The following is a 20123-nucleotide window of genomic DNA, read 5'->3' as shown; positions in this document are numbered from 1 at the left end:
TTTTTTTGGAAAAACTGCGGCTATTTTCGGGACAACTATACTAGATTTAATCATCCTGTAACCAAAGTGGTGTGAGCAATGTGTGGAATAGTTGGGTATATAGGCACGCAAGCGGCAACAGATATTTTATTGGCTGGGTTAGAAAAACTGGAGTATCGCGGGTATGATTCCGCTGGTATTGCCACAGTCTGGGAAGGCGAGGTGAACTGTGTACGCGCCAAAGGCAAACTGCATAACCTGCGTTCTAAAATTGCACAAATAGCCACCCCTGCCCAAATTGGGATTGGTCATACTCGGTGGGCAACTCATGGTAAGCCGGAAGAACACAACGCCCATCCGCACATGGATATGGCTATGCGCGTGGCAGTGGTACAAAATGGCATTATCGAAAACTACCGGGAGTTACGCGAAGAACTCAAACAAAAAGGACACAAATTTGTCTCAGAAACCGATACAGAAGTAATTCCCCATCTCATAGCTGAATTTTTAAAGCATCCCCCATCGCCTCGTCTTCCCACCTCCCCATCCCCCTTTTTCGAGGCAGTTCGCCAAGCTGTTAATTATCTTAAGGGAGCATTTGCGATCGCAGTTATTTCTGCTGACTACCCAGATGAATTGATTGCAGTTCGCCAACAAGCACCTCTAGTCATTGGCTTTGGTCAAGGGGAGTTCTTTTGCGCCTCTGATACCCCAGCAATTGTGGCTTATACTCGTGCAGTTTTACCGCTAGAAAATGGCGAAGTTGCCCGTCTTACACCCTTGGGGGCGGAGATTTACAACTTTGCTGGCGACAGATTGAAAAAACAGATCCGAATGCTGACTTTGAGTCCCACAATGGTAGAGAAGCAGGGATTCAAACACTTCATGCTCAAAGAAATTTATGAGCAACCAGGTGTGGTAAGAGCTAGTTTAGAAGCTTATTTTAATACTGATACTGATACTAATGAATCTATCTCACCCATTAAACTAGGCTTACCCGCCGAATTTTACGCAGATTTAGCACAAATTCAAATAGTTGCCTGTGGTACCAGTTGGCACGCAGCATTGGTAGGAAAATACTTGATTGAACAACTAGCAGGAATTTCCACTCAGGTACACTATGCTTCTGAATATCGCTATGCACCATCACCCCTAACACCGAATACATTAATCATTGGTGTTACCCAATCGGGTGAAACGGCTGATACCCTAGCAGCTTTAGGTATGGAAAAAGAACGTCGCCAAGGAAAAGAAGCCAAATATCAAGCGCGACTGTTAGGGATTACCAACCGTCCAGAAAGCAGCTTGGGGTTAATGGTTCCCCATCTCATCAACACCTTAGCGGGAATTGAAATTGGGGTAGCAGCAACGAAAACTTTTATTGCTCAATTAATGGCATTTTACGCGTTAGCGCTAGATTTAGCAGCTCGTCGTCAAACATTAGCCCCAGAGAAATTAGCAGAAATTATTGATACTCTGCGGCAAATTCCCCCCAAAATTGAAGCAACATTGCAAAGCCAGGAAAGTTTAACTGAAAACCTCGCCCACGACTTTGCAGAAACCAAAGACTTCATATTTTTGGGTAGAGGAATCAACTTCCCCATTGCCTTAGAAGGAGCTTTGAAATTAAAAGAAATCAGCTATATTCATGCTGAAGGTTATCCAGCCGGGGAAATGAAACATGGCCCCATTGCTTTATTAGATGCCAAAGTGCCAGTAGTTGCGATCGCAGTTCCTGGTAGTGTATACGAAAAGGTGATTTCTAATGCTCAAGAAGCCAAAGCCAGAGATTCCCGGTTAATTGGCGTGACACCAGTCGCAGATGGCGAAGCAGCAGAAATCTTTAATGATTTACTCCCCGTTGCGGAAATAGATGAATTACTCTCACCAATTCTGACTGTAATTCCTTTGCAATTGCTGGCTTATCATATCGCTGCCCGTCGCGGTTTGGATGTTGACCAGCCTCGGAATTTGGCTAAGTCTGTAACGGTGGAATAGTATAAATTTAAACTTAGGCAAACTTGTAGACGAATAATTCGGTTCAACAATTCATAAAACGATTGAACAATAACCTCTAAAGAAGTACGATTGTACCAAGTAAAAGTGCGATCGCTTCCGGAGGTTATTTTCCCATAATTTTGCCATTTGACGACGTTTGGCTCTCAATGCCCTTAACCGTGAACAGACCTATAAACGCAGTCTTCGACAAGAAATGAAACGCACTGCTATGGATAATAATTATATGATTCAAGTTCAGCGATCGCTTAAATCCTGAATATAATACTAATAATTCAGGCGATCGCCTCCGGCGGGCGCAAAGCGCCATCGCACTTTGTAGAACTATAGAATTGGGCGATGGTTTTTGCTATGGCGTGGTTAGATATTTTAAGATAAGAACATATAATTTACCGGAGATTGAGTCAATGGCCTATATCTCCCAAAAAACCCTCACTAAAGAAGATTTTCTTTCTCAATATCAAGATAATCCCCGCTATGAATTAGCAGACGGAGAACTAATTGACATGGAACCCACTGGCCCCCACGAAACGGTGAGTGGTAAAATTGCAACCCAAATTGGGATAAACCTGGTTGCAGAAAAACTTCCCTGGTTTATTCCTCGCACTTGTTTAATTTATCCCTTCGCAGATGCAGCCACAGTTCGCCGTCCTGATGTTGTGGTGCTTGATGAAACAGTTCTTGATCGTGAACCCCTCTGGGAACGAGAACCCATAATTACCTTGGGACGCTCAATTAAATTAGTGGTTGAAGTTGTGAGTACAAATTGGGAAACTGACTATGCTCGCAAAGTTGAAGAATATGCACTTTTAGGCATTCCTGAATATTGGATTGTCGATTATCGGGGATTGGGTGGTGTCGCTTTTATTGGTAAACCAAAACAACCGACTTTTACTATTTGTCAACTGGCTGAAGATACTTATATTCAACAACAATATCGATTAAATCAATTGATTAATTCACCGCTTTTGCCTCGTCTTCAACTTTGCCTAAATGATATTCTTCCTCGATAATTAGATTTGTGATCGCCTAGTTATGTCTTGCTTTGTCTTGGGAATCCTAGCAACAGTCCGTTAGTCTTGTTAAAACTGGGTTGCAAGGAGATTTTGTATGGTATTGAATCGAGACAGAATTGGAAAAGCTTTAGACTTCCTACGACAAGGCTTATATCCTTATGTTGAGCAAAAAATGCAGGAAGTGCATGGTAGTAGTTGGATGACAAAAGTTGCCTCACACCTTCGAGATCATCAAAAAGCAAAACAGCAAATAAACGAGATTATCCGCGAAGATGTATCTGCTCTATTAACAGTAGTAAACAGAGAATGGGACAAAGTATTTAAAAACAGCCTGAGTCAGCCTGATCGCGCTCTTGTGAATGAGTTACTTGAAGTTCGCAATCAATGGGCGCATCAGTCTACTTTTTCAACTGATGACACCTACCGAGCAGTAGACAGTGTACTTCGTTTGCTCAAGTCCATGTCAGCCCCTCAATTTGCAGATGTAGAAAAACAGCGACAAGATGTTCTTCGTCTTTTAACGCAAGAGCAAGCAAGACATGAAGTACGAACTATACCAGTTTCATCTGCGGAGGAAGCTCGTATTAAGCAGAGACTCGACGAGCTTCTAAAGCGTATTCCATTTCAAAATGCTTATTTGTTAAACCAAGCTTTAACGCATACGTCCTATAAATATGAAAATCCCAATACAGGTGAAGATAACGAGCAACTAGAATTTATTGGAGATGCTCTGCTTACGTTTCTAAGTGGAGATTTTCTATATCAACGTAATCCAGATTTGAGAGAAGGCAAAATGACAGTCTTGCGCTCAAATTTGGTTGATGCACCTCAATTGGCGAAGTTCGCTGCTAAGTTAGAACTTGGAAAATGGATGCGGCTTGGAAAGGGTGAAGATACTAGCGGAGGACGTAGTAAGCCTTCATTGCTTAGTAATGTTTTTGAAGCTGTTGTTGGTGCTTATTACTTAGATTCTGGTGTTGAAGCAGTGCGAGATTTAATCGATCCTTTTTTTGAGGAGGTAGTCAACGATCTACCCACTACTGAAGACTCGATTCCCAAGATCAAAGATGATGTAAAAGGTTGGCTACAACAAGTTATTTTAGATAGTAAGTTTGCGGGAAATCCTAGTCGTAAGCCTCCTGAATACAAGACTATCCGTTCAGGTGGAACTGACAACAACCCAGAATTTACGTCTGTGGTTTATGTCGCTGGAAGTGAATATGGTAGTGGTAAGGATAATAGTACAAAAAAAGCTGAGAAGCGTGCTGCCGAGGATGCACTGCGAAAACTTGAATTATTGTGAAAGCACCTTGAGATAATTGAGCGATCCAATTTAAACCACGAATCTCAATGTCCTTGTTAAAAAAAATGGTGGGTTGTTCCTCTAACCCACCTTACAAATTTATTTAAAATCACTAGAGCCAAATGCTCGCCATATAAAAAATTAACCTAAAGCAGACTTTAACTCACTGTTTGCAGTTTCCAAAGCTTCTGGTAGCTTACTCGCATCGCGTCCGCCGGCTTGGGCTAAATTCGGTCTTCCACCACCGCCACCGCCGCAAATCTTGGCAATAGCACCGACAAATTTACCAGCTTGTAGTCCCTTTTTATTTACCTCTGCACTGAAGGCTGCAACTATACTTACCTTCCCAGCTTCAGGAACCGAACCCAGCACCACTGCACCGTTACCGATTTTTTGCAGTAACCTTTCCGCCGCAGTTTTCAATGATTCTGGGTCAACATCTTCCATCTGCGCTACCAAAATTTGATACTCGCCTACAGATTCTACTGTTTGCAGCAAACTGTCTGATTTAGTGATCGCTAGTTGTGATTTCAGTGTGGCTAATTGTTTCTCACTATTTCTCAGTTCGGTTTGTAGTGTGGTAATTCTCTCTGGCAATTCTTCGGGTTTAACTTTAAAGCGATCGCTTAAATCTTTGACTACTTTATCTCGTACATTGAGATAATCCAAGATTGCCGGGCCAGATACAGCCTCAATGCGTCGCACCCCAGAGGCCACACCCGCCTCAGAGATAATCTTAAATATGCCTATCTCCGCAGTATTACTGACATGTGTTCCACCGCAGAGTTCCATTGACACACTAGGAAAGTCAATCACCCGCACTTCTTCACCGTATTTTTCCCCGAACATGGCCACAGCACCTCTAGCCTTGGCTTCGTCTAAGGGCAATACTTCTACGTTGGCGGCATGGGCTTCGGCAATCCACGTATTTACCTGTTCTTCCACTTGTTCGACTTCTGCTGGTGTCAAAGCACGGGGACAGTTGAAGTCAAAGCGCAATCTATCAAAGGAAACCAGGGAACCTGCTTGAGATATACCTTCATCGACAATTTTCTTTAATGCTGCTTGTAATAGATGCGTTGCAGTATGGTTAGCTTGGGCGCGACGACGACAAGCCCGATCTATTTGAGCAGTCACAGCATCTCCTACTCGGATTGTACCGCGTTCGATGCGGCCAAAGTGGATAAAGAAATCAGATTCTTTTTTCACATCTTCCACCCGCACCACTACACCATCACCGGAGATATAACCGCGATCGCCTATTTGTCCGCCGGATTCGGCATAAAATGGGGTTTGATTGAGAACAAGTTGAATTTCTGTGCCGGCTTCTGCTTCTTCTTGAGAAATGCCATCTATTAATATGGCTTCCACGTTGGCTGTCGCCGCAGGTTGGGTATAACCGATAAATTCCGTGGCGTGGATGTGTTCGGCTAACTTATCTAAGGAACCTTGTACAGTTAAATCGATGGTTTCGTGGGCGGCTTTGGCACGTTCCACCTGTTTTTGCATTTCGGCGTTGAAACCGGCTTCATCTACAGTTAGCTGATTTTCCTCGGCGATTTCTTGGGTAAGTTCCAGGGGGAAACCGAAGGTATCATATAAGGTAAAGGCACTTTCACCGCTAATAAAGGTTTTGCCTTGCTGTTTTACCTGTTGAATGATTTCTTCTAAAAGTTTTTCGCCCCTATCAAGGGTTTTGAGGAAGTTGGTTTCTTCTCGTTGCAGTTCAGCTTTAATTGCAGCTTCTCGTTGGCGGACATTGGGGTAAGCTGATTCTGACAGGGAAATTGCAGTTTCAGCAACTTGGTTAATAAATTCGCCAGTAATGCCAATTAATCGCCCATGACGCACTACCCGCCGAATTAACCGCCGCAACACATAACCCCGTCCCACATTAGAGGCGCGAATTTCATCGGCAATCATGTGAACAACGGAACGCACGTGATCACCAATCACTTTTAGGGAAACTTTGGTTTTCTCGTCGCTGCTATGGTAATCAATCCCCGCAACTTGGGCTGCTGTCTCAATAATCGGGAAAATTAAATCAGTTTCGTAGTTATTTGGGACTTGTTGGAGGATTTGCGCCATCCTTTCCAAACCCATACCAGTATCAATGTTTTTATTTTGCAGAGGTGTCAAGTTACCTGATGCATCCCGGTTATATTGCATGAACACCAGGTTATAAAACTCGATAAACCGGGTATCGTCTTCTAAATCGATATTTTCATCACCGCGTTCCGGGTGGAAATCATAATAAATTTCCGAACAAGGGCCACAAGGCCCAGTAGCAGCCATTGTCCAAAAGTTATCATCTTTGCCCATGCGCTTAATTCTGGCTGCGGGTACGCCGATTTGATCGCGCCAAATATCATAAGCTTCGTCATCATCTTCAAAAACGCTAACTACTAGACGTTCTGGAGGTAAGCCGAATACTTGGGTAGACAATTCCCAACCCCAGGCGATCGCCTGTTCTTTAAAATAATCACCAAAGCTAAAATTACCCAACATCTCAAAAAAAGTGTGATGGCGTTGAGTGCGTCCGACGTTTTCGATGTCGTTGGTACGGATGCACTTTTGAGAAGTGGTAGCCCGATTAAATTCCGGCGTGCGCTGTCCCAGGAATATCGGCTTAAATGGTACCATCCCCGCAACCGTCAGCAGTAAGGTTGGGTCTTCTGACACAACGGAAGCACTAGGGAGAGTCTGGTGTCCTCGTTGGGCGAAGAAGTTGAGGAATGAGTTGCGAATTTCGTTACCGCTGAGTTTCTGGGGATTGTCAGACATGGGTTGAAAGCAAAAGTAGTTTTACTAAATTGGGAACGTCCGCAGCAGATATTTGTCTCTTGTACAAACAAAGTATGACCCAGGATAGGGCATCTCTGCCATTGGTGAGTTACTGCTAGGACGTGTATCTACTGGGTTATGGCTAAAAGTAGCTTTATATTATTTTTGCATTTTGTTTCAGTTTGTTGCCAGTCATTTTGCCCAGTAGGCAGTTATATGCAGTTATTGTGTACTTCTCTATCTGTGAATACCCCCATTACCTAACTTCAGTAAGATGTGCGATCGCTATCTGCATCAATAGCATGGAATACATAAGTAAAAATAAAACTCACATACCGAGGTAGGTAATGGCACTAAAACTAAAAGTTCCCAATATGGCTTGTGAAGACTGTGCAACGAAAATTACTGACTCTATCCATGTAATGGAACCCAATGCTCAGGTAAATGTAGATGTCCAAGATAAAACAGTAACTGTGGAATCTGCTGCTTCTGAAGAGTCGATTAAACAGGTGATTGTTGCTGCTGGTTATAGCATTGAAGGCTATTAGCTACAAATTAATTTGGGTATAGGAACTTAGATATAGAACTGGCTGTATCAAAATCATCTATTCCTGATTTTTCCGCTCATATATTGGGCGGAATATAAATTATTTATTTTTGAGGTTTAATTACATTCCAAAAACTAATTTATCTTGATAATTATGTATATTTACGAGGTATTTTAATAAAACTTTAAATAAAGACGGAACTACTTAAATATACAAACAAACTCTACCACCACGAGATAAAATTTTGACTACTTAGGCATTGTTTAACTGCTTAATCATACTCCTGGACTAGGAAAAAGCCTCTCATTAGTAAGAAAAAAGTTTTTACTGTTTACGGTATATAACATTTATAATTCTGAAAATACCTTACGGTTTTTACGGACAAAATAGAATTTTATATTTTTTTAATTTTTATGGTGTAGTTAAAATTCTTGCATTTATATAGACCTAATAAATAGCATTTTTTTATTTTGCAATGTTACCTTATAAATCACATATGTAATTTTTACAGAAACTTTTAAAATGACAAACAAAGATTCCGTATTTTTACTGTTTTAAAAAAAATATGAAAAAGCAGACAGTAACTATGAGAACTTGACATCACTCAAGTTACTTCGGATACGGGTATTAAGAGGAGATTAAAATTGACAGCTATTTATTTATTTAGCGTTAATACTATCAAACAAGGGTAATCCCTCTGTAACATAAATACCGATATATTTAATAATCGGAAAATAAGCAGTAAGTTTTAGCTTAAAATAAGGCAGAAAGCACAGTAATGAAAATTTCTATTCTGGTCTTTGGGAGTCATAACTTTCTTGCGACACTTCCCGATCAGATCCTTGATGCAACTGATTTTAATATAGAAGTAATCATGGATATCAATCAGGCAGTTTCGCGCATTCAAATTACACCGCCAGATGTAATACTTGTGCAAGCTAGTCTAAATGGCAGTATGCAACTGTGCAATTGGTTAAAAAGCCAAACTCAGTTATCCTGGATATACTGTATTCTTGTAGAAGATAATCCCCAATTGCTTGCTGCTAGAACTAAGCATAGCTGGGATTGGGAATTAGACAAGACTGCTACTGCACTGAGACAAGGAGCTGATGCTTACATTTGGCACCTTCCTGAGACAATAAGAGAAAGTAACTTTGCAGGCATGAGAGCAAGTAGATGTCTATTACTAGCTCAATTGATGGTTGGTGTGCGAAAGGCGCAAAAATACCGCGATTTATTACGGACAAATGATTTATTGTCAACCATCGCCTTAGCTGATACATTAACAGATATGAATAATCGGCGGGCGTTGGAATGGGAGTTACCCAGACAAATCAAAAAAGCGCGTACTCACGATACTCCCTTGAGTTTGATTATCTTAGATGTAGATTATTTTAAGCAAGTTAACGATACCTACGGACATTTAGTAGGCGATCGCCTTTTACAATTACTGTGTAGTCGGCTAAGGCATAATTTGCGGTTTCAAGATACGGCTTTTCGTTATGGTGGCGAAGAATTTGTGGTTGTTTTAGCTAACACTAATAGCGAGGAAGCATTGGTAGTAGCAGACCGTCTTAACCGCATAGTGGGCGAAGAACCGTTTACAATCAACAGCAAACTAGCTATCAATATTACCATTAGCTTGGGTGCTGCTTGTCTGCAACCAGAAGACGATGATAAGGGTTTCACCTTACTACATCGTGCTGATCAATATTTGTTACAAGCAAAAGCGGCTGGTCGTAATCAAGCTATTGGACGTGATTATTTACCCTCAGTGTCGCATCTACACGCAATTCCATCATAAAGTTAATCATAAGTGTGATTACTCAAAACACCCTGACAATCTGTAACTGAGGCGCGTTGTTGCATAGCTTTAACTAACGCTTCGTAACTAGACCAATTTTCTTGCAATAGAGTTTTGGCTTGGAGGAGATGAAACCGCTGTTTTTGTTGACAAGCTGATTCAGAAAAACCTAAACTCGCCAAAACTCCCACTAGCTTGCTTTTATCATCAGATCCACCTTCAGCAGCGTCAAAAACTAAAGTTTCCGCCACAATTCCCGCCATCCACATTGTGCAATAGCGATCTAGCATTTGGGCGCTAATTGTCCCTTTTTCTAGTTGGGATGCTAATGCAGCATCATCAAAAGTCACACCACCTTGGCCTGGTTGTCCCTGTTTCCAAGCTTCCCAAGCACTGAGAGTATAGCCAGTTACAGGAATATCTAGCAAGTGAGCTGTAAGAAAATGTCCAGCTTCATGGTGGATAATGCGATCGCGGTGTTTGGGAGAAAAACCTGCAATCCAATCTAGAAAAATAGTACCTCCCTTACCTTGCAAACTAAAATTATCAAGAGTGGCTATTCCCAAAATCGTGAAGGTAGCAAGTGCTGGTATGGTTGGGGATAAGTGAATTAATGGCCCTAGCAGCACTGAGAAGGTCATGAGAAAAATAGATATGGCAACTAAGTTTAAAGCAGTTTGACTCATCCGAATTTTTTTAAAGCTGAATTTTTTATGATTAAGGAGTTATGGCTACCTTAATCACCTTACGTGCCTTCATATCATAAAATACCTGTTCTAAATCTTGTAGCGATCGCTCTTCAGTAATTAGTAATTCCCAGGCTATTTTACGACTAGCGATCAGTGCCAATGCCGCCCGTACATATTTTGGTGTATTATGAAACACACCTTTTAAAGTTAGTTCACTGTAATGTAATTGCTCTGTGTTAACTGTAATCGTTGTATTTCGTGGACAACCACCGAATAAATTAACAGTTGCACCAGGACGAGCGCAAGCGATCGCAGTTTCCCAAACACTAGGTACACCAGTAGCTTCTATTACTACATCTGCACCCCATCCTTGAGTAAGTTCTTTCACCACACCGGGAATATCTGGAGTTTGATGATAATTAAAGGTTTGGAATGCACCGAGTTTTTCACCAATTTCTAACCTGTGGTCATTACCGCCCCACAGCAACACCTCAGTGACATCAGCCAACACAGCCACAAACATCAACCCAATGGCCCCATCTCCCAACACAACTACTTTATCTTGGGGTTTGATATCAGAACGGGCTATACCATGTAATACACAAGCCAAAGGTTCTGTCATGGCTGCCAATTGTAACGGCAATTCATCGGCAACCCGCAACATATTATACTGGACTATCGGTGCAGGTATCTTCAAATATTCCGCAAAAGTCCCATTATTCCATGTCAAATTAGGACACAAAGAATACTCTTTTCGTTGACAAAAAAAGCATTTCATGCATGGGGCAGAATTATTAGCCACCACGCGATCGCTTACTTGCCAATCTGTCACACCTGCACCCACAGCCACAATGTGCCCTGCGGCCTCATGACCAAACAGAGTAGGTGGTGTCAACATCTTCGCATGACCACCACGCCGCCAGACTTTCAAATCCGTACCACAAGTGGTTGCTGCACCAACTTTGATGACAACTTCACCAACTTCTGGAGAAGGGTCAGCTACCTGTTCTAAGCGAAAATTTTCCTGACCGTAAAGTAACGCTGCTAACACAGCTTTCGACCTAACTAATTAGCTCCACCCGATTGTATCAGGTATTAGTCATTGGTCATTAGTCATGGAGACTGGGAGAGTCAACTCCCTATTCCCCACTCCCTACTCCCTACTCCCTCAACGTAGTCTGAACCCCTGCCGTACTCAGAGTTTCCACCTTAGGTAAACGACTGACAGTTAACACCGGCACTTCTTGTCGGCAGGATTGGCAAAACCAATACAGTTCACCATAACGGACATGACGCAGGAGGGAATCACCGCAACACGGACAGGTGTTGGCTCTCATACTCATACTAATGTCCTCCTTAGAAAAAGTTATTGTTTTAAAGTGTTCAAAAAAGTTGTTAATTAAAGTCAGACTTGAGCCGCATCTTTATAACCATGTATGTTGATGCGGCTATTAATAATTTGTTCGTAAACAGCTTCATAGTTATTAACCATTGGGTTAACACTAAATTTTTTTTCTACATGTTCTCGACAGGCTTGACGATTAAGTTCCAACGCCGCAGGTATCATGTTTGCCATTTCTTCATAGTTTTGGCAGATAAAACCTGTTTTGCCGTGAACAATTACTTCCGAAACAGAACCTAGATTTATGGCAATTACTGGTGTACCAGTTGCCATTGATTCAATCATTACTAAGCCAAAAGGTTCTTGCCAATCAATAGGAAAAAGAGTTATTGCAGCATTGCCCAGAAGTTCAGCTTTTTCGGTATGGTTAATTTCGCCAAGGTATTGAATTTGCTGACCATCGATATGGGGGGCTATCTCTTGTGCAAAAAACTGAGAGTCTCTGTCATCAACTTTCCCTGCCATTTTCAAGCGCCAACCAGTCTGTTTAGCAATGGCGATGGCATATTGGGGGCCTTTTTCTGGTGAAAAGCGGCCTAAAAATGCTAAATACAGTGGTTCTTGCGGTTGGTCTATAAAGGGATAATCTTGAGTTTCTATACCGTTATAAACTGTGGCAACGTAGTTTAATTTGATTTGACGTTGGGCGTTACTAATGCTTACATATGCTTGCTGGTAATGGTGACTAAATAATTTTTGATTATCCTTAGTAAACCCATTGTGTAAAGTATGCACTGTGGGTGTTGATACCAAACTTGCTAAAGGTAATGCCATCATCCCTACATGGGAATGAATAATATCGAATTCCGCAGCTTGCTGATAAACTTGGTTAAGTTCTAGAGTTTCATACACTGAATATTCTGGGACATTTTTGTCTAAACGCAATGCCCGTGGATAAACTGCTTTTAAATGAGCTAATGTTTGAGAATCACCAGAAGCAAACAAAGTAACTTCATGTCCACGACGAACTAGTTCATCGGTCAAGTGACTCACTACCAACTCAATTCCTCCATAACAAGTAGGCGGAACTCGTTCCCATAAGGGGGCAACCTGAGCTATCTTCATAAATTGTTGGGTTTAGTCGGCAAAATATTACTCAAATTAAGTACTGCCATCATTCATATAACAAACGAGTATTTGTACTTATTTTTGAGATTTAAATTAACCTTAATTGACTCTTAAGAGTTCCATCTCAGTTAACCGTACCTTTAACCACTAAGAATGCATTTTTTAGACTAATTGAAATAGCTAGCTAGTAACTACGTTATTTAAATATAACCTAGGTTTTAATAGTTGCATCTACCTTGGGGATCATACTTTACGGGGTCTTTTTTGTAGCTAAACTAACAAATTACTAAATTTTGTAGCTGACAATACTAAAAATAGGAAGTCGGAACATTTTTTTGTAAAGCTAACTTAGCAAAGATGGCGCAAAAAAGAGCAAGCCACATAAATTTTCAATAATTATATATAAAAGTTTATATAAATTTTTCTTTCATTTAAATCCAGATGTTGCAAGTTGCCCTTGGGTTGATAAATTAAAAGTAACCTTTTAGTTTTTAATTAATATTTCTATTTTGCAACGCCAGAAATAAGATTGGTTTGCCCTGGCTGTTGGGATGTCAAGCTAACTTTTGGGTATTCCAGCAGGACAGAGGGTGAAATTACAGAGGTTAGTTTCACCCGCGTGGAGTTATAGGCTAAGGAGAGTTTTTGTTGCGCCAATTTTCTCAGACGTTGTGGCAGGTTTAAATCTTGCTGTTCAATTGCAGCTTGTTCCTGAAAATATTGTTTTGACCGTTCTCCTAAAGAAGACTGTCCTTTGTCGAGTCTAATTTTCTCGATGCGATCGTCGAAGAAATTGAGTCCATCCATATTGCTATGATGAATTGGCAAACCACTTTTTACGGCTGCTAAAGCCATTGCATAAGTCGGGTGTTTGTGTAAACCCAAAGTGTCTGCATAAATAGCAAATTCGCCCCATAGCTGTAAAAAGTCTAATTCTCGCCCATCATCAGCTTTCACCACAAACAAAAACTCGTTGATAAACTTCACAGAAGAAGAATCCAGATCAACCCCCGCTTTCTCTGCCATTTTTGTTATGGTATCTTGCTTGCGCTGAAGTTTTCGAGACAAAATAGGCTTATCAAATTGTTGTCGCAGATGTTTTTTCATATCTCCACAACTGCGTGCTGTTAACCCAGGATTAAAGTCTAAATTCTTAGGTATAGGGCTGCAAATTCGCACATCTGCGTCGAAATACATGACTGTAGATGACAGAGAAAGAGCATACTTAATTGCAAACCTTCGTTCGTGATATGCCAGTACTCCTCGACACCAGTGTTCAATAGCAATGACGTTAGGTTGGTCTTGAAAGGCTATTGGTTTATCTGTAATAACTACAAATGGATGATTCGGTGCAAATTGATAGAGATCGCTTGCCAAAAGTTTTGCTAGCGACACATATTTATTACCAAATGCGGCTGTACAAAAACACAGAGATTCAGGATATTTTTTTGGTTTATTCATTTGTGAAGATTGTTTAAAGCTTAAATGTATAAGGTACGTATAACACCTATGTCTGATATTTGTCTAGAGCTTTGCTAATGCTACAATCATTGCATTTCATTCATGGGTTCAAAAATCATTGACATTGATGTTACGCCAAGGCTGAGGCTTGATTTTCATCAGCCATGATTTACAAATAAGTATTTGTTTTATGTTATTGTCTATACAAAAATTTTTAAGTAAATTTGCTATAGTATGATGTTTTTATGAAAATAGCTACTTGGAATGTAAACTCGATTCGCACTCGTTTAGAACATGTGATCTCTTGGTTAACGGAAAATCCCATTGATGTCCTCTGCTTACAAGAAACAAAAGTTGTGGATGCTGATTTTCCGCGATCGCCTTTGGTAGAATTGGGCTATCACGTTTATGTTTCTGGACAAAAAGCTTATAACGGCGTAGCCTTAATTAGTCGCCAACCACTGAATGATGTTACTACTGGTTTCACGCCAATTTTGCCCAAAATTGAGCCAGAATGGGATATCCAAAAGCGGGTAATTACAGGCGTACTTGATGATATTCGGATTGTGAATCTTTATGTACCTAATGGTTCAGCAGTGGGCAGCGAGAAGTACGAATTTAAGCTGCGTTGGCTGACAGTGTTAAGAGAATACTTGCAAACCCTTTTAATTTCACAACCAGCTATTTGTATGTGTGGCGACTTCAACATTGCCCTAGCAGCCGAAGACATTCATGAAAAAGCGAATGCTGAAAATCACATCATGGCATCCCCAGCCGAACGCCAAGCCTTACGAGATATTCTGCAACTAGGATTTGCCGATGCCTTTCGCAAATTCACCACCGAAGGTGGGCACTACAGTTGGTGGGATTATCGCGCCGCCGCCTTTCGTCGCAACATGGGTTGGAGAATTGATCATCATTATCTCACACCAGTTTTGTACGATCGCGCTCAAAGCTGCATGATTGATGTTTCTCCTAGAAAATTGCCCCAACCTAGCGACCATACACCAGTAATCGTCGAATTTTAGATTAGGGTGTAGATGGAAGAATTTAACCCATAATCCTTATGTTTCTGGTAACTGGAGCAACAGGAGGAATTGGTCGCAGAGTCGTGCGACTCCTACGCCTACAAGAGAAATCGGTGCGAGCCTTTGTCCGTCTCACATCGCGTTACAGCGAGTTAGAACACCGAGGATCTGAAATTTTCATCGGTGATTTGCGGCAAGCAAAGGATATTGAAAAAGCTTGTCGGGGTGTTGAGTATATTATTAGTGCCCACGGTTCTGACGGTGATACCTTATCCTTGGATTACCGCGCCAACATTGAACTTATTGATCAAGCAAAAACTAATGGAGTCAAGCACTTTGTTTTCATTTCTGTATTAGGAGCGGATCGGGGGTATGAAGATGCTCCCACATTCAAAGCCAAACGAGCAGTAGAACAATATTTAGCAGCTAGTGGCTTAAATTACACTATTTTACGCCCATCTGGATTAGCATCTAACCTACTGCCTTTAGCAGAACGGTTTCGGGAAACCGGTTTGTATCTGCTCATTGGCGACCCCAAAAACCGTACTTCCGTTGTCAGTACAGATGATTTAGCCAAAATAGTGGTGGACTCAGTGACCGTAGAAGGCGCGCGCAATCAGATATTACCAGTCGGAGGGCCGGAAATTTTATTGCGTGAGGATATTCCCCAAATTTTTAGTCGGATTTTCCACAAAGAACCAGTAATAATTAACGCACCACTGTTAGTTGTTGATGGGTTACGAACTGTCTTTGGTTTATTTAACCCCCAAGGACAAAAAGCTTTAGGAACCTATCGCACATTATTGTCTAATGAATTTTTCTGTAGAAAAGAGGAAATAGCCAACTTAGAGAAGATTTTTAATTTTCAATTGGAAACCTTGGAAAGTTTTTTGCGCCGATACCTTGCAGTTTGAATTAGAGGCTAGAGGCTAGAGGTTAAAAGAATTTCTAGTTTCTAGTCCCTAGTCTCTGGCCCCTAGTCCCCAATAATCTCAAATTCTATGAAAAATTCCATAGTTGCCAATGCGGCTCAAGCACGTCAGACAAAACAGCGATTTGCCAGACCAGAAGATCAACTTTCTTATGAAGTAGGTAAGGCTGTACAGGAATTACCTCCGCTATATACTAGAGCTTTAGCGGGAACAATCACCTTAATTATATTTGGGGCGATCGCCTGGGCCAATTTCTCTAAAATAGATGAAGTAGCGATCGCACCAGGGGAATTAATCGCTTCTACACAGGTGCGACCAGTCACAGCCCTCAGTGGTGGCGCCATTTTGGATGTGAAGGTCGAAGAAGGTGATTATGTGGCTCAAGACCAAGTGTTAATTCAACGTGACACAGACTTGAGACAAACCGACGTTACCCGCCTTGCTCAATCTGCTAAGTTGATTCAAGAAGATTTACAACGTTTAGAGGCAGAACGTATCGGTACAACTGATGCTGGAACAACACTACAAGATGAACTTTTAGCATCGCGCCTTTCAGATTATCAAGCACGTCAAGCTGTGGCGGAAGCAGAAGCAAATCGCCAAGTAGCAATTATTAATCAAGCGAAAGAGCGGCAAAAACGGTTACAAGAAAATTTAGTCAATGCTCAACGTAGTGTTGTCAATGCCCAAGCTAATATAGTCAATGCAGAAAGTATTGTGACTAAAGTTGAAAGCAGTGTGGCGATCGCTCAACAAAGAGAAGAAAATCTCCGTACCCTCGTTGCTCCTGGTGCATTACCCAGAATGGATTACCTAGAAGCCCAAGAAAGATTAAATCGTGCCAAGACAGACATCACCAGGGCCAAAGATGAGGTGATCAATGCTCAAAATCGCTTAACAGAAGCTCAAGACAGAGTAGCATCCCTAGAAAGAGATATTGCGGCCCAAACCCAAGAAATTCGCCAAGCTGAACAAGCTTATCAAGGAGTTAGCAAACAAGCACAGCGTTTGGTGTCTGAACGTCAAAGTGAAATTTTGACCCAGATCAATAGGCGCCAAGAAGAACTCACTAATATTAATGGTCAGCTAGAACAAGCAAGAAAACAGCAAGCCGGGGAAACTATCAAGTCCCCAGTCGCCGGGACAATCTATAAAATTAAAGCAACTAAGGGCCCAGTACAAGCTGGTGAAGAATTACTCTCAATTTTGCCAGCAGGGGAAGATATATTACTAGAAGTGAAAGTCCTGAACCGCGATATCGGCTTTATTCGTCAGGGTATGAAAGCAAAGGTAAAAATGGCAACTTTTCCCTTTCAGGAATTTGGCACCGTTGATGGTGAAGTTGTGCAAGTTAGTCCTAATGCCACTGTCGATAGAGAATTGGGTTTAGTTTTCCCCACCAGAATTAAGCTAAGTCAACACTCAATAAATGTGCGGGGTCAAGAAGTTGTATTTACTCCAGGAATGACAGCTAATGGTGAAATTGTCACTCGTCAAAAGTCGGTTTTGACTTTCATCGTCGAGCCTGTGACTCGGAGATTTAGTGAGGCATTTTCAGTTAGGTAATTCTTGACAGCGATGAAGAAAGTCAGATTTACTCTGGCTTTCTCAATATATGGCAGTTCCCACGTAGCTGAGGACACACACTGTGCATCAAAATTGGACTCGCAGAGATTTTCCAGTCTATTACTTTTTCCCTGCTATATCAAAATTAAAAGCCAGGAAAAAATTTCATCATCTCATCTATTCGCTTCTGAAATGGACTGAGGATTTGTTCGAGATCTGTAAAATCTGGAGGAGCTTCGGGTTCATTTTTATCATCATCAAAAGCAATAATGTTGCTCGTCGTGTTACTACTTAGAGGACTATCGTAGTCCCGGAATTGCATTAGCGGCGCTTGTCGAAAGCTGAGTATTCCCTGATTTGTCGGTAAGCTTGTGCTTTCTGATGAGAAATTAGAAGTGACTACATTGCTGTCAATTACAGGTATTACTGCCAATTCAAAGCTTGTGCTAGAGGTTGATGTACTCTTGCTTACCATTTCTGCAATCGCCTGAGTAACTACAGAGCTAATATTGATGGTGCTAGCAGTCAAGCTGGAAGTAGCGACTGGTGTACTATTTCCTGCTGTCTCGATGATGATTTGCCTGATTTCCGCATTCGTCAAGTTAGGATTAGCACTCAGCATTAAGGCAACTACACCCGCAACGTGAGGAGTGGCCATAGATGTACCACTATAAGTAGCATACTTATTGCCGGGAATTGAAGAGTAAACGTTAACTCCTGGCGCTGTTACATAATATGGCGAATTCATCCCTGCTCGGTTTGAGAAGTTAGCCATATTATTGTTTTGATCTACTGCTCCTACCGCCAGTCCCCAATTATTGGCATAGTTTGCAGGATATCCAGGGAATGGGTAACCATTATTACCTGCTGCCATAACGACCATTGCACCTTGATTACTAGCATATTGAATTGCTGTTTCCAGAATGCTATTAGGAAAAAGACCCCCCAGACTGAGGTTAATCACATTAGCTCCATTATTCACAGCATAGTAAATGCCATCAGCGACAGCATTATAGCTGCCTGAGCCAACGTCATCTAGGACTTTAACGGGCATAATCTGGGCATCATAGGCAATACCAGTGACACCAGAGCCGTTATTCTCCCCAGCGATGGTACCAGCTACGTGCGTACCATGACCGTTTCCGTCTAGAACATTATTGTCTGTGTTAATAAAATTCCAGCCCTGGACATCATCTATATAGCCATTACCATCATCATCTATGCCGTTACCAGGAATTTCGCCGGGGTTAGTCCAGATGTTGTTTTTCAAGTCTGCGTGGTTATAGTCAACTCCCGTATCCAAAACCGCAATCACAGCACCCTTACCTGTATATCCCTGCGCCCAGGCTGCTGGCGCTTTCACTAAGTCTGCACCCCAATTATTGCCCCCAAGAGTAGGAACATCTGCAAAAGTAGTCTGCCCCGCGGCTCTAGCTACGGCTGCGGCGGCATTAATCAAGCCATAACCAGTAGTTGAATTATAGTTAGCAGTCCGCGCAGAAGTTGCAGTGATATTATTGTCTGGGTGAAAGCTACTACGACCACTAAAACTCAAGCTATACTCATTCTGAGTTGCAAAAGTATCTACCGAGGAAATAGCAGGAAAATCTAGTGGTTTATGAGTGAGAGAACTATTCCTAATATCATCAATGGGCATAAGTCTTGACTCCTCAAATCAGCGTATTTTTTTGGCAGCACAAACTGTTAAAACCTCCTCCCCAAGGTTTTAAAAAGTGACTTTACGCCCTTTGCCAAAAATTACTATAAAATCAAATCATAAAGTGCAACTTTTTTGACAAAACATCATAAAATAAAACATTTTATTTATAAATATTTTGAGAATTGTTGACCAAACAACGCCCTACTTATCAGGCAAATTTAACATGATAGTTTATATACATCAGGGTATTTTATTTTAGTTTTTTTTATTAATCAAATTAGATTGCTATATGTAAAAACTGTCAGTACAATAAATATTTTAGACTGCTAAAAACCCGTTGCATAAGTGCCGATAAAGAACTATCATCCACAGCAAGAGTGTTCATATTATGCGAGGTATAGGTGGCGATGACTGATATTGGGCTGACTCACATCGCGCTCCCTGTTGCAAATGTTGATCGAAGTATTAAGTTTTATTCCAAGTATGCCCAAATGCAGGTTATTCATCGTCGCATTGATGCAGAAACAGGTATCGCTGTTGTGTGGCTTGGCGATCGCACTCGTCCTTTTGTGATTGTTCTCATTGAAACAGACTTAGTGCAACCCATTCTCTCCCCCTTTGCACATCTTGGTGTTGGTTGTAAAAGTCGTGAACACATGGATGCTCTTTGTGAAAAAGCACAAGCGGAAGGTGTCTTGCTGCAAAAACAAAAAGATTCTGGATACCCCATTGGGTATTGGGCTTTATTGCGAGATCCAGATGGACACACCCTGGAACTATCTTATGGACAGGAAATAGGATTGACAGTGGAACAGGCTCCGTGACTACTCCACACGCTGACATTGGCGCTGAGAAAACCATGACAAT

16 protein-coding genes are annotated in these 20123 nt (G+C 41.5%); 9 read left to right on the top strand and 7 right to left on the bottom strand.

Going from position 1 to position 20123, the window contains the following annotated elements; translation table 11 throughout:
• Positions 1–78: 78 nt before the first annotated feature.
• From glmS to rnc, 3 genes are all read left to right on the top strand, one after another.
• Complete coding sequence (glmS, locus tag ACM0OT_RS20325) at positions 79–1977, top strand: glutamine--fructose-6-phosphate transaminase (isomerizing) (RefSeq protein ID WP_414566212.1); 1899 nt, start codon at positions 79–81, stop codon at positions 1975–1977.
• Between the two features lie 425 nt (positions 1978–2402).
• Positions 2403–3008, top strand: coding sequence for a Uma2 family endonuclease (locus ACM0OT_RS20320; protein ID WP_414566211.1), 606 nt, complete (start codon positions 2403–2405; stop codon positions 3006–3008).
• Positions 3009–3105: 97 nt separating this feature from the next.
• Complete coding sequence (gene rnc / locus ACM0OT_RS20315) at positions 3106–4314, top strand: ribonuclease III (RefSeq protein WP_414566210.1); 1209 nt, start codon at positions 3106–3108, stop codon at positions 4312–4314.
• A gap of 141 nt (positions 4315–4455) precedes the next feature.
• Here the strand turns inward: rnc and alaS are convergent, their stop codons facing one another.
• On the bottom strand, positions 4456–7098 hold the full coding sequence (gene alaS / locus ACM0OT_RS20310; RefSeq protein WP_414566209.1) for an alanine--tRNA ligase: 2643 nt from the start codon (positions 7096–7098) through the stop codon (positions 4456–4458).
• A 347-nt stretch (positions 7099–7445) separates the two neighbouring features.
• On the opposite strand from alaS, the gene ACM0OT_RS20305 reads away from it, so the two are divergent.
• Together ACM0OT_RS20305 and ACM0OT_RS20300 are read left to right on the top strand one after the other, a co-directional pair.
• The gene (locus ACM0OT_RS20305) at positions 7446–7646 is read left to right on the top strand and encodes a heavy-metal-associated domain-containing protein (protein ID WP_414566208.1); all 201 of its coding nucleotides are present in this window, start codon (positions 7446–7448) and stop codon (positions 7644–7646) included.
• 778 nt (positions 7647–8424) lie between these two features.
• Positions 8425–9450: a diguanylate cyclase gene (locus tag ACM0OT_RS20300; RefSeq protein WP_414566207.1), complete on the top strand. Its 1026-nt coding sequence runs from the start codon at positions 8425–8427 to the stop codon at positions 9448–9450.
• A gap of 2 nt (positions 9451–9452) precedes the next feature.
• Here ACM0OT_RS20300 and ACM0OT_RS20295 read toward each other — a convergent pair whose 3' ends face one another.
• From ACM0OT_RS20295 to ACM0OT_RS20275, 5 genes are all read right to left on the bottom strand, one after another.
• Entirely contained in the window at positions 9453–10136 is a 684-nt protein-coding gene (locus tag ACM0OT_RS20295) for an ATP-dependent Zn protease (RefSeq protein WP_414566206.1), read from the bottom strand.
• Between the two features lie 31 nt (positions 10137–10167).
• Positions 10168–11190 (bottom strand): zinc-dependent alcohol dehydrogenase, encoded by a 1023-nt coding sequence (locus tag ACM0OT_RS20290; protein ID WP_414566205.1) that lies wholly within the window; start codon positions 11188–11190, stop codon positions 10168–10170.
• 109 nt (positions 11191–11299) lie between these two features.
• Positions 11300–11482: a hypothetical protein gene (locus tag ACM0OT_RS20285; RefSeq protein ID WP_414566204.1), complete on the bottom strand. Its 183-nt coding sequence runs from the start codon at positions 11480–11482 to the stop codon at positions 11300–11302.
• Positions 11483–11544: 62 nt separating this feature from the next.
• On the bottom strand, positions 11545–12606 hold the full coding sequence (locus tag ACM0OT_RS20280) for a glycosyltransferase family 4 protein (RefSeq protein ID WP_414566203.1): 1062 nt from the start codon (positions 12604–12606) through the stop codon (positions 11545–11547).
• A 507-nt stretch (positions 12607–13113) separates the two neighbouring features.
• Positions 13114–14070 (bottom strand): hypothetical protein, encoded by a 957-nt coding sequence (locus tag ACM0OT_RS20275; RefSeq protein WP_414566202.1) that lies wholly within the window; start codon positions 14068–14070, stop codon positions 13114–13116.
• Between the two features lie 245 nt (positions 14071–14315).
• Between ACM0OT_RS20275 and xth the strand changes: the two genes are divergently transcribed.
• The 3 genes from xth (at position 14316) to ACM0OT_RS20260 (ending at position 17596) form a co-directional block, all read left to right on the top strand.
• Complete coding sequence (gene xth / locus ACM0OT_RS20270; protein ID WP_414566201.1) at positions 14316–15098, top strand: exodeoxyribonuclease III; 783 nt, start codon at positions 14316–14318, stop codon at positions 15096–15098.
• 38 nt (positions 15099–15136) lie between these two features.
• The gene (locus ACM0OT_RS20265; protein WP_414566200.1) at positions 15137–16012 is read left to right on the top strand and encodes an SDR family oxidoreductase; all 876 of its coding nucleotides are present in this window, start codon (positions 15137–15139) and stop codon (positions 16010–16012) included.
• An 87-nt stretch (positions 16013–16099) separates the two neighbouring features.
• Positions 16100–17596, top strand: a complete 1497-nt coding sequence (locus tag ACM0OT_RS20260; RefSeq protein ID WP_414566199.1) for an HlyD family efflux transporter periplasmic adaptor subunit — start codon at positions 16100–16102, stop codon at positions 17594–17596.
• A 145-nt stretch (positions 17597–17741) separates the two neighbouring features.
• Here the strand turns inward: ACM0OT_RS20260 and ACM0OT_RS20255 are convergent, their stop codons facing one another.
• Positions 17742–19253 carry a S8 family peptidase gene (locus ACM0OT_RS20255; RefSeq protein ID WP_414566198.1) on the bottom strand — a complete coding sequence of 504 codons (1512 nt, stop codon included), beginning with the start codon at positions 19251–19253 and terminating at the stop codon, positions 17742–17744.
• A gap of 410 nt (positions 19254–19663) precedes the next feature.
• Here ACM0OT_RS20255 and ACM0OT_RS20250 point away from each other — a divergent pair, with 410 nt between their 5' ends.
• Entirely contained in the window at positions 19664–20080 is a 417-nt protein-coding gene (locus ACM0OT_RS20250) for a VOC family protein (protein WP_414566197.1), read from the top strand.
• Positions 20081–20123 lie beyond the last annotated feature (43 nt).

This window comes from Anabaena sp. CCY 9613 (assembly GCF_963920895.1).
GTDB lineage: Bacteria > Cyanobacteriota > Cyanobacteriia > Cyanobacteriales > Nostocaceae > Cyanocohniella.
The sequence above is the reverse complement of the archived record's forward strand: the minus strand, read 5'-3'. Positions and strand labels throughout refer to the sequence as shown.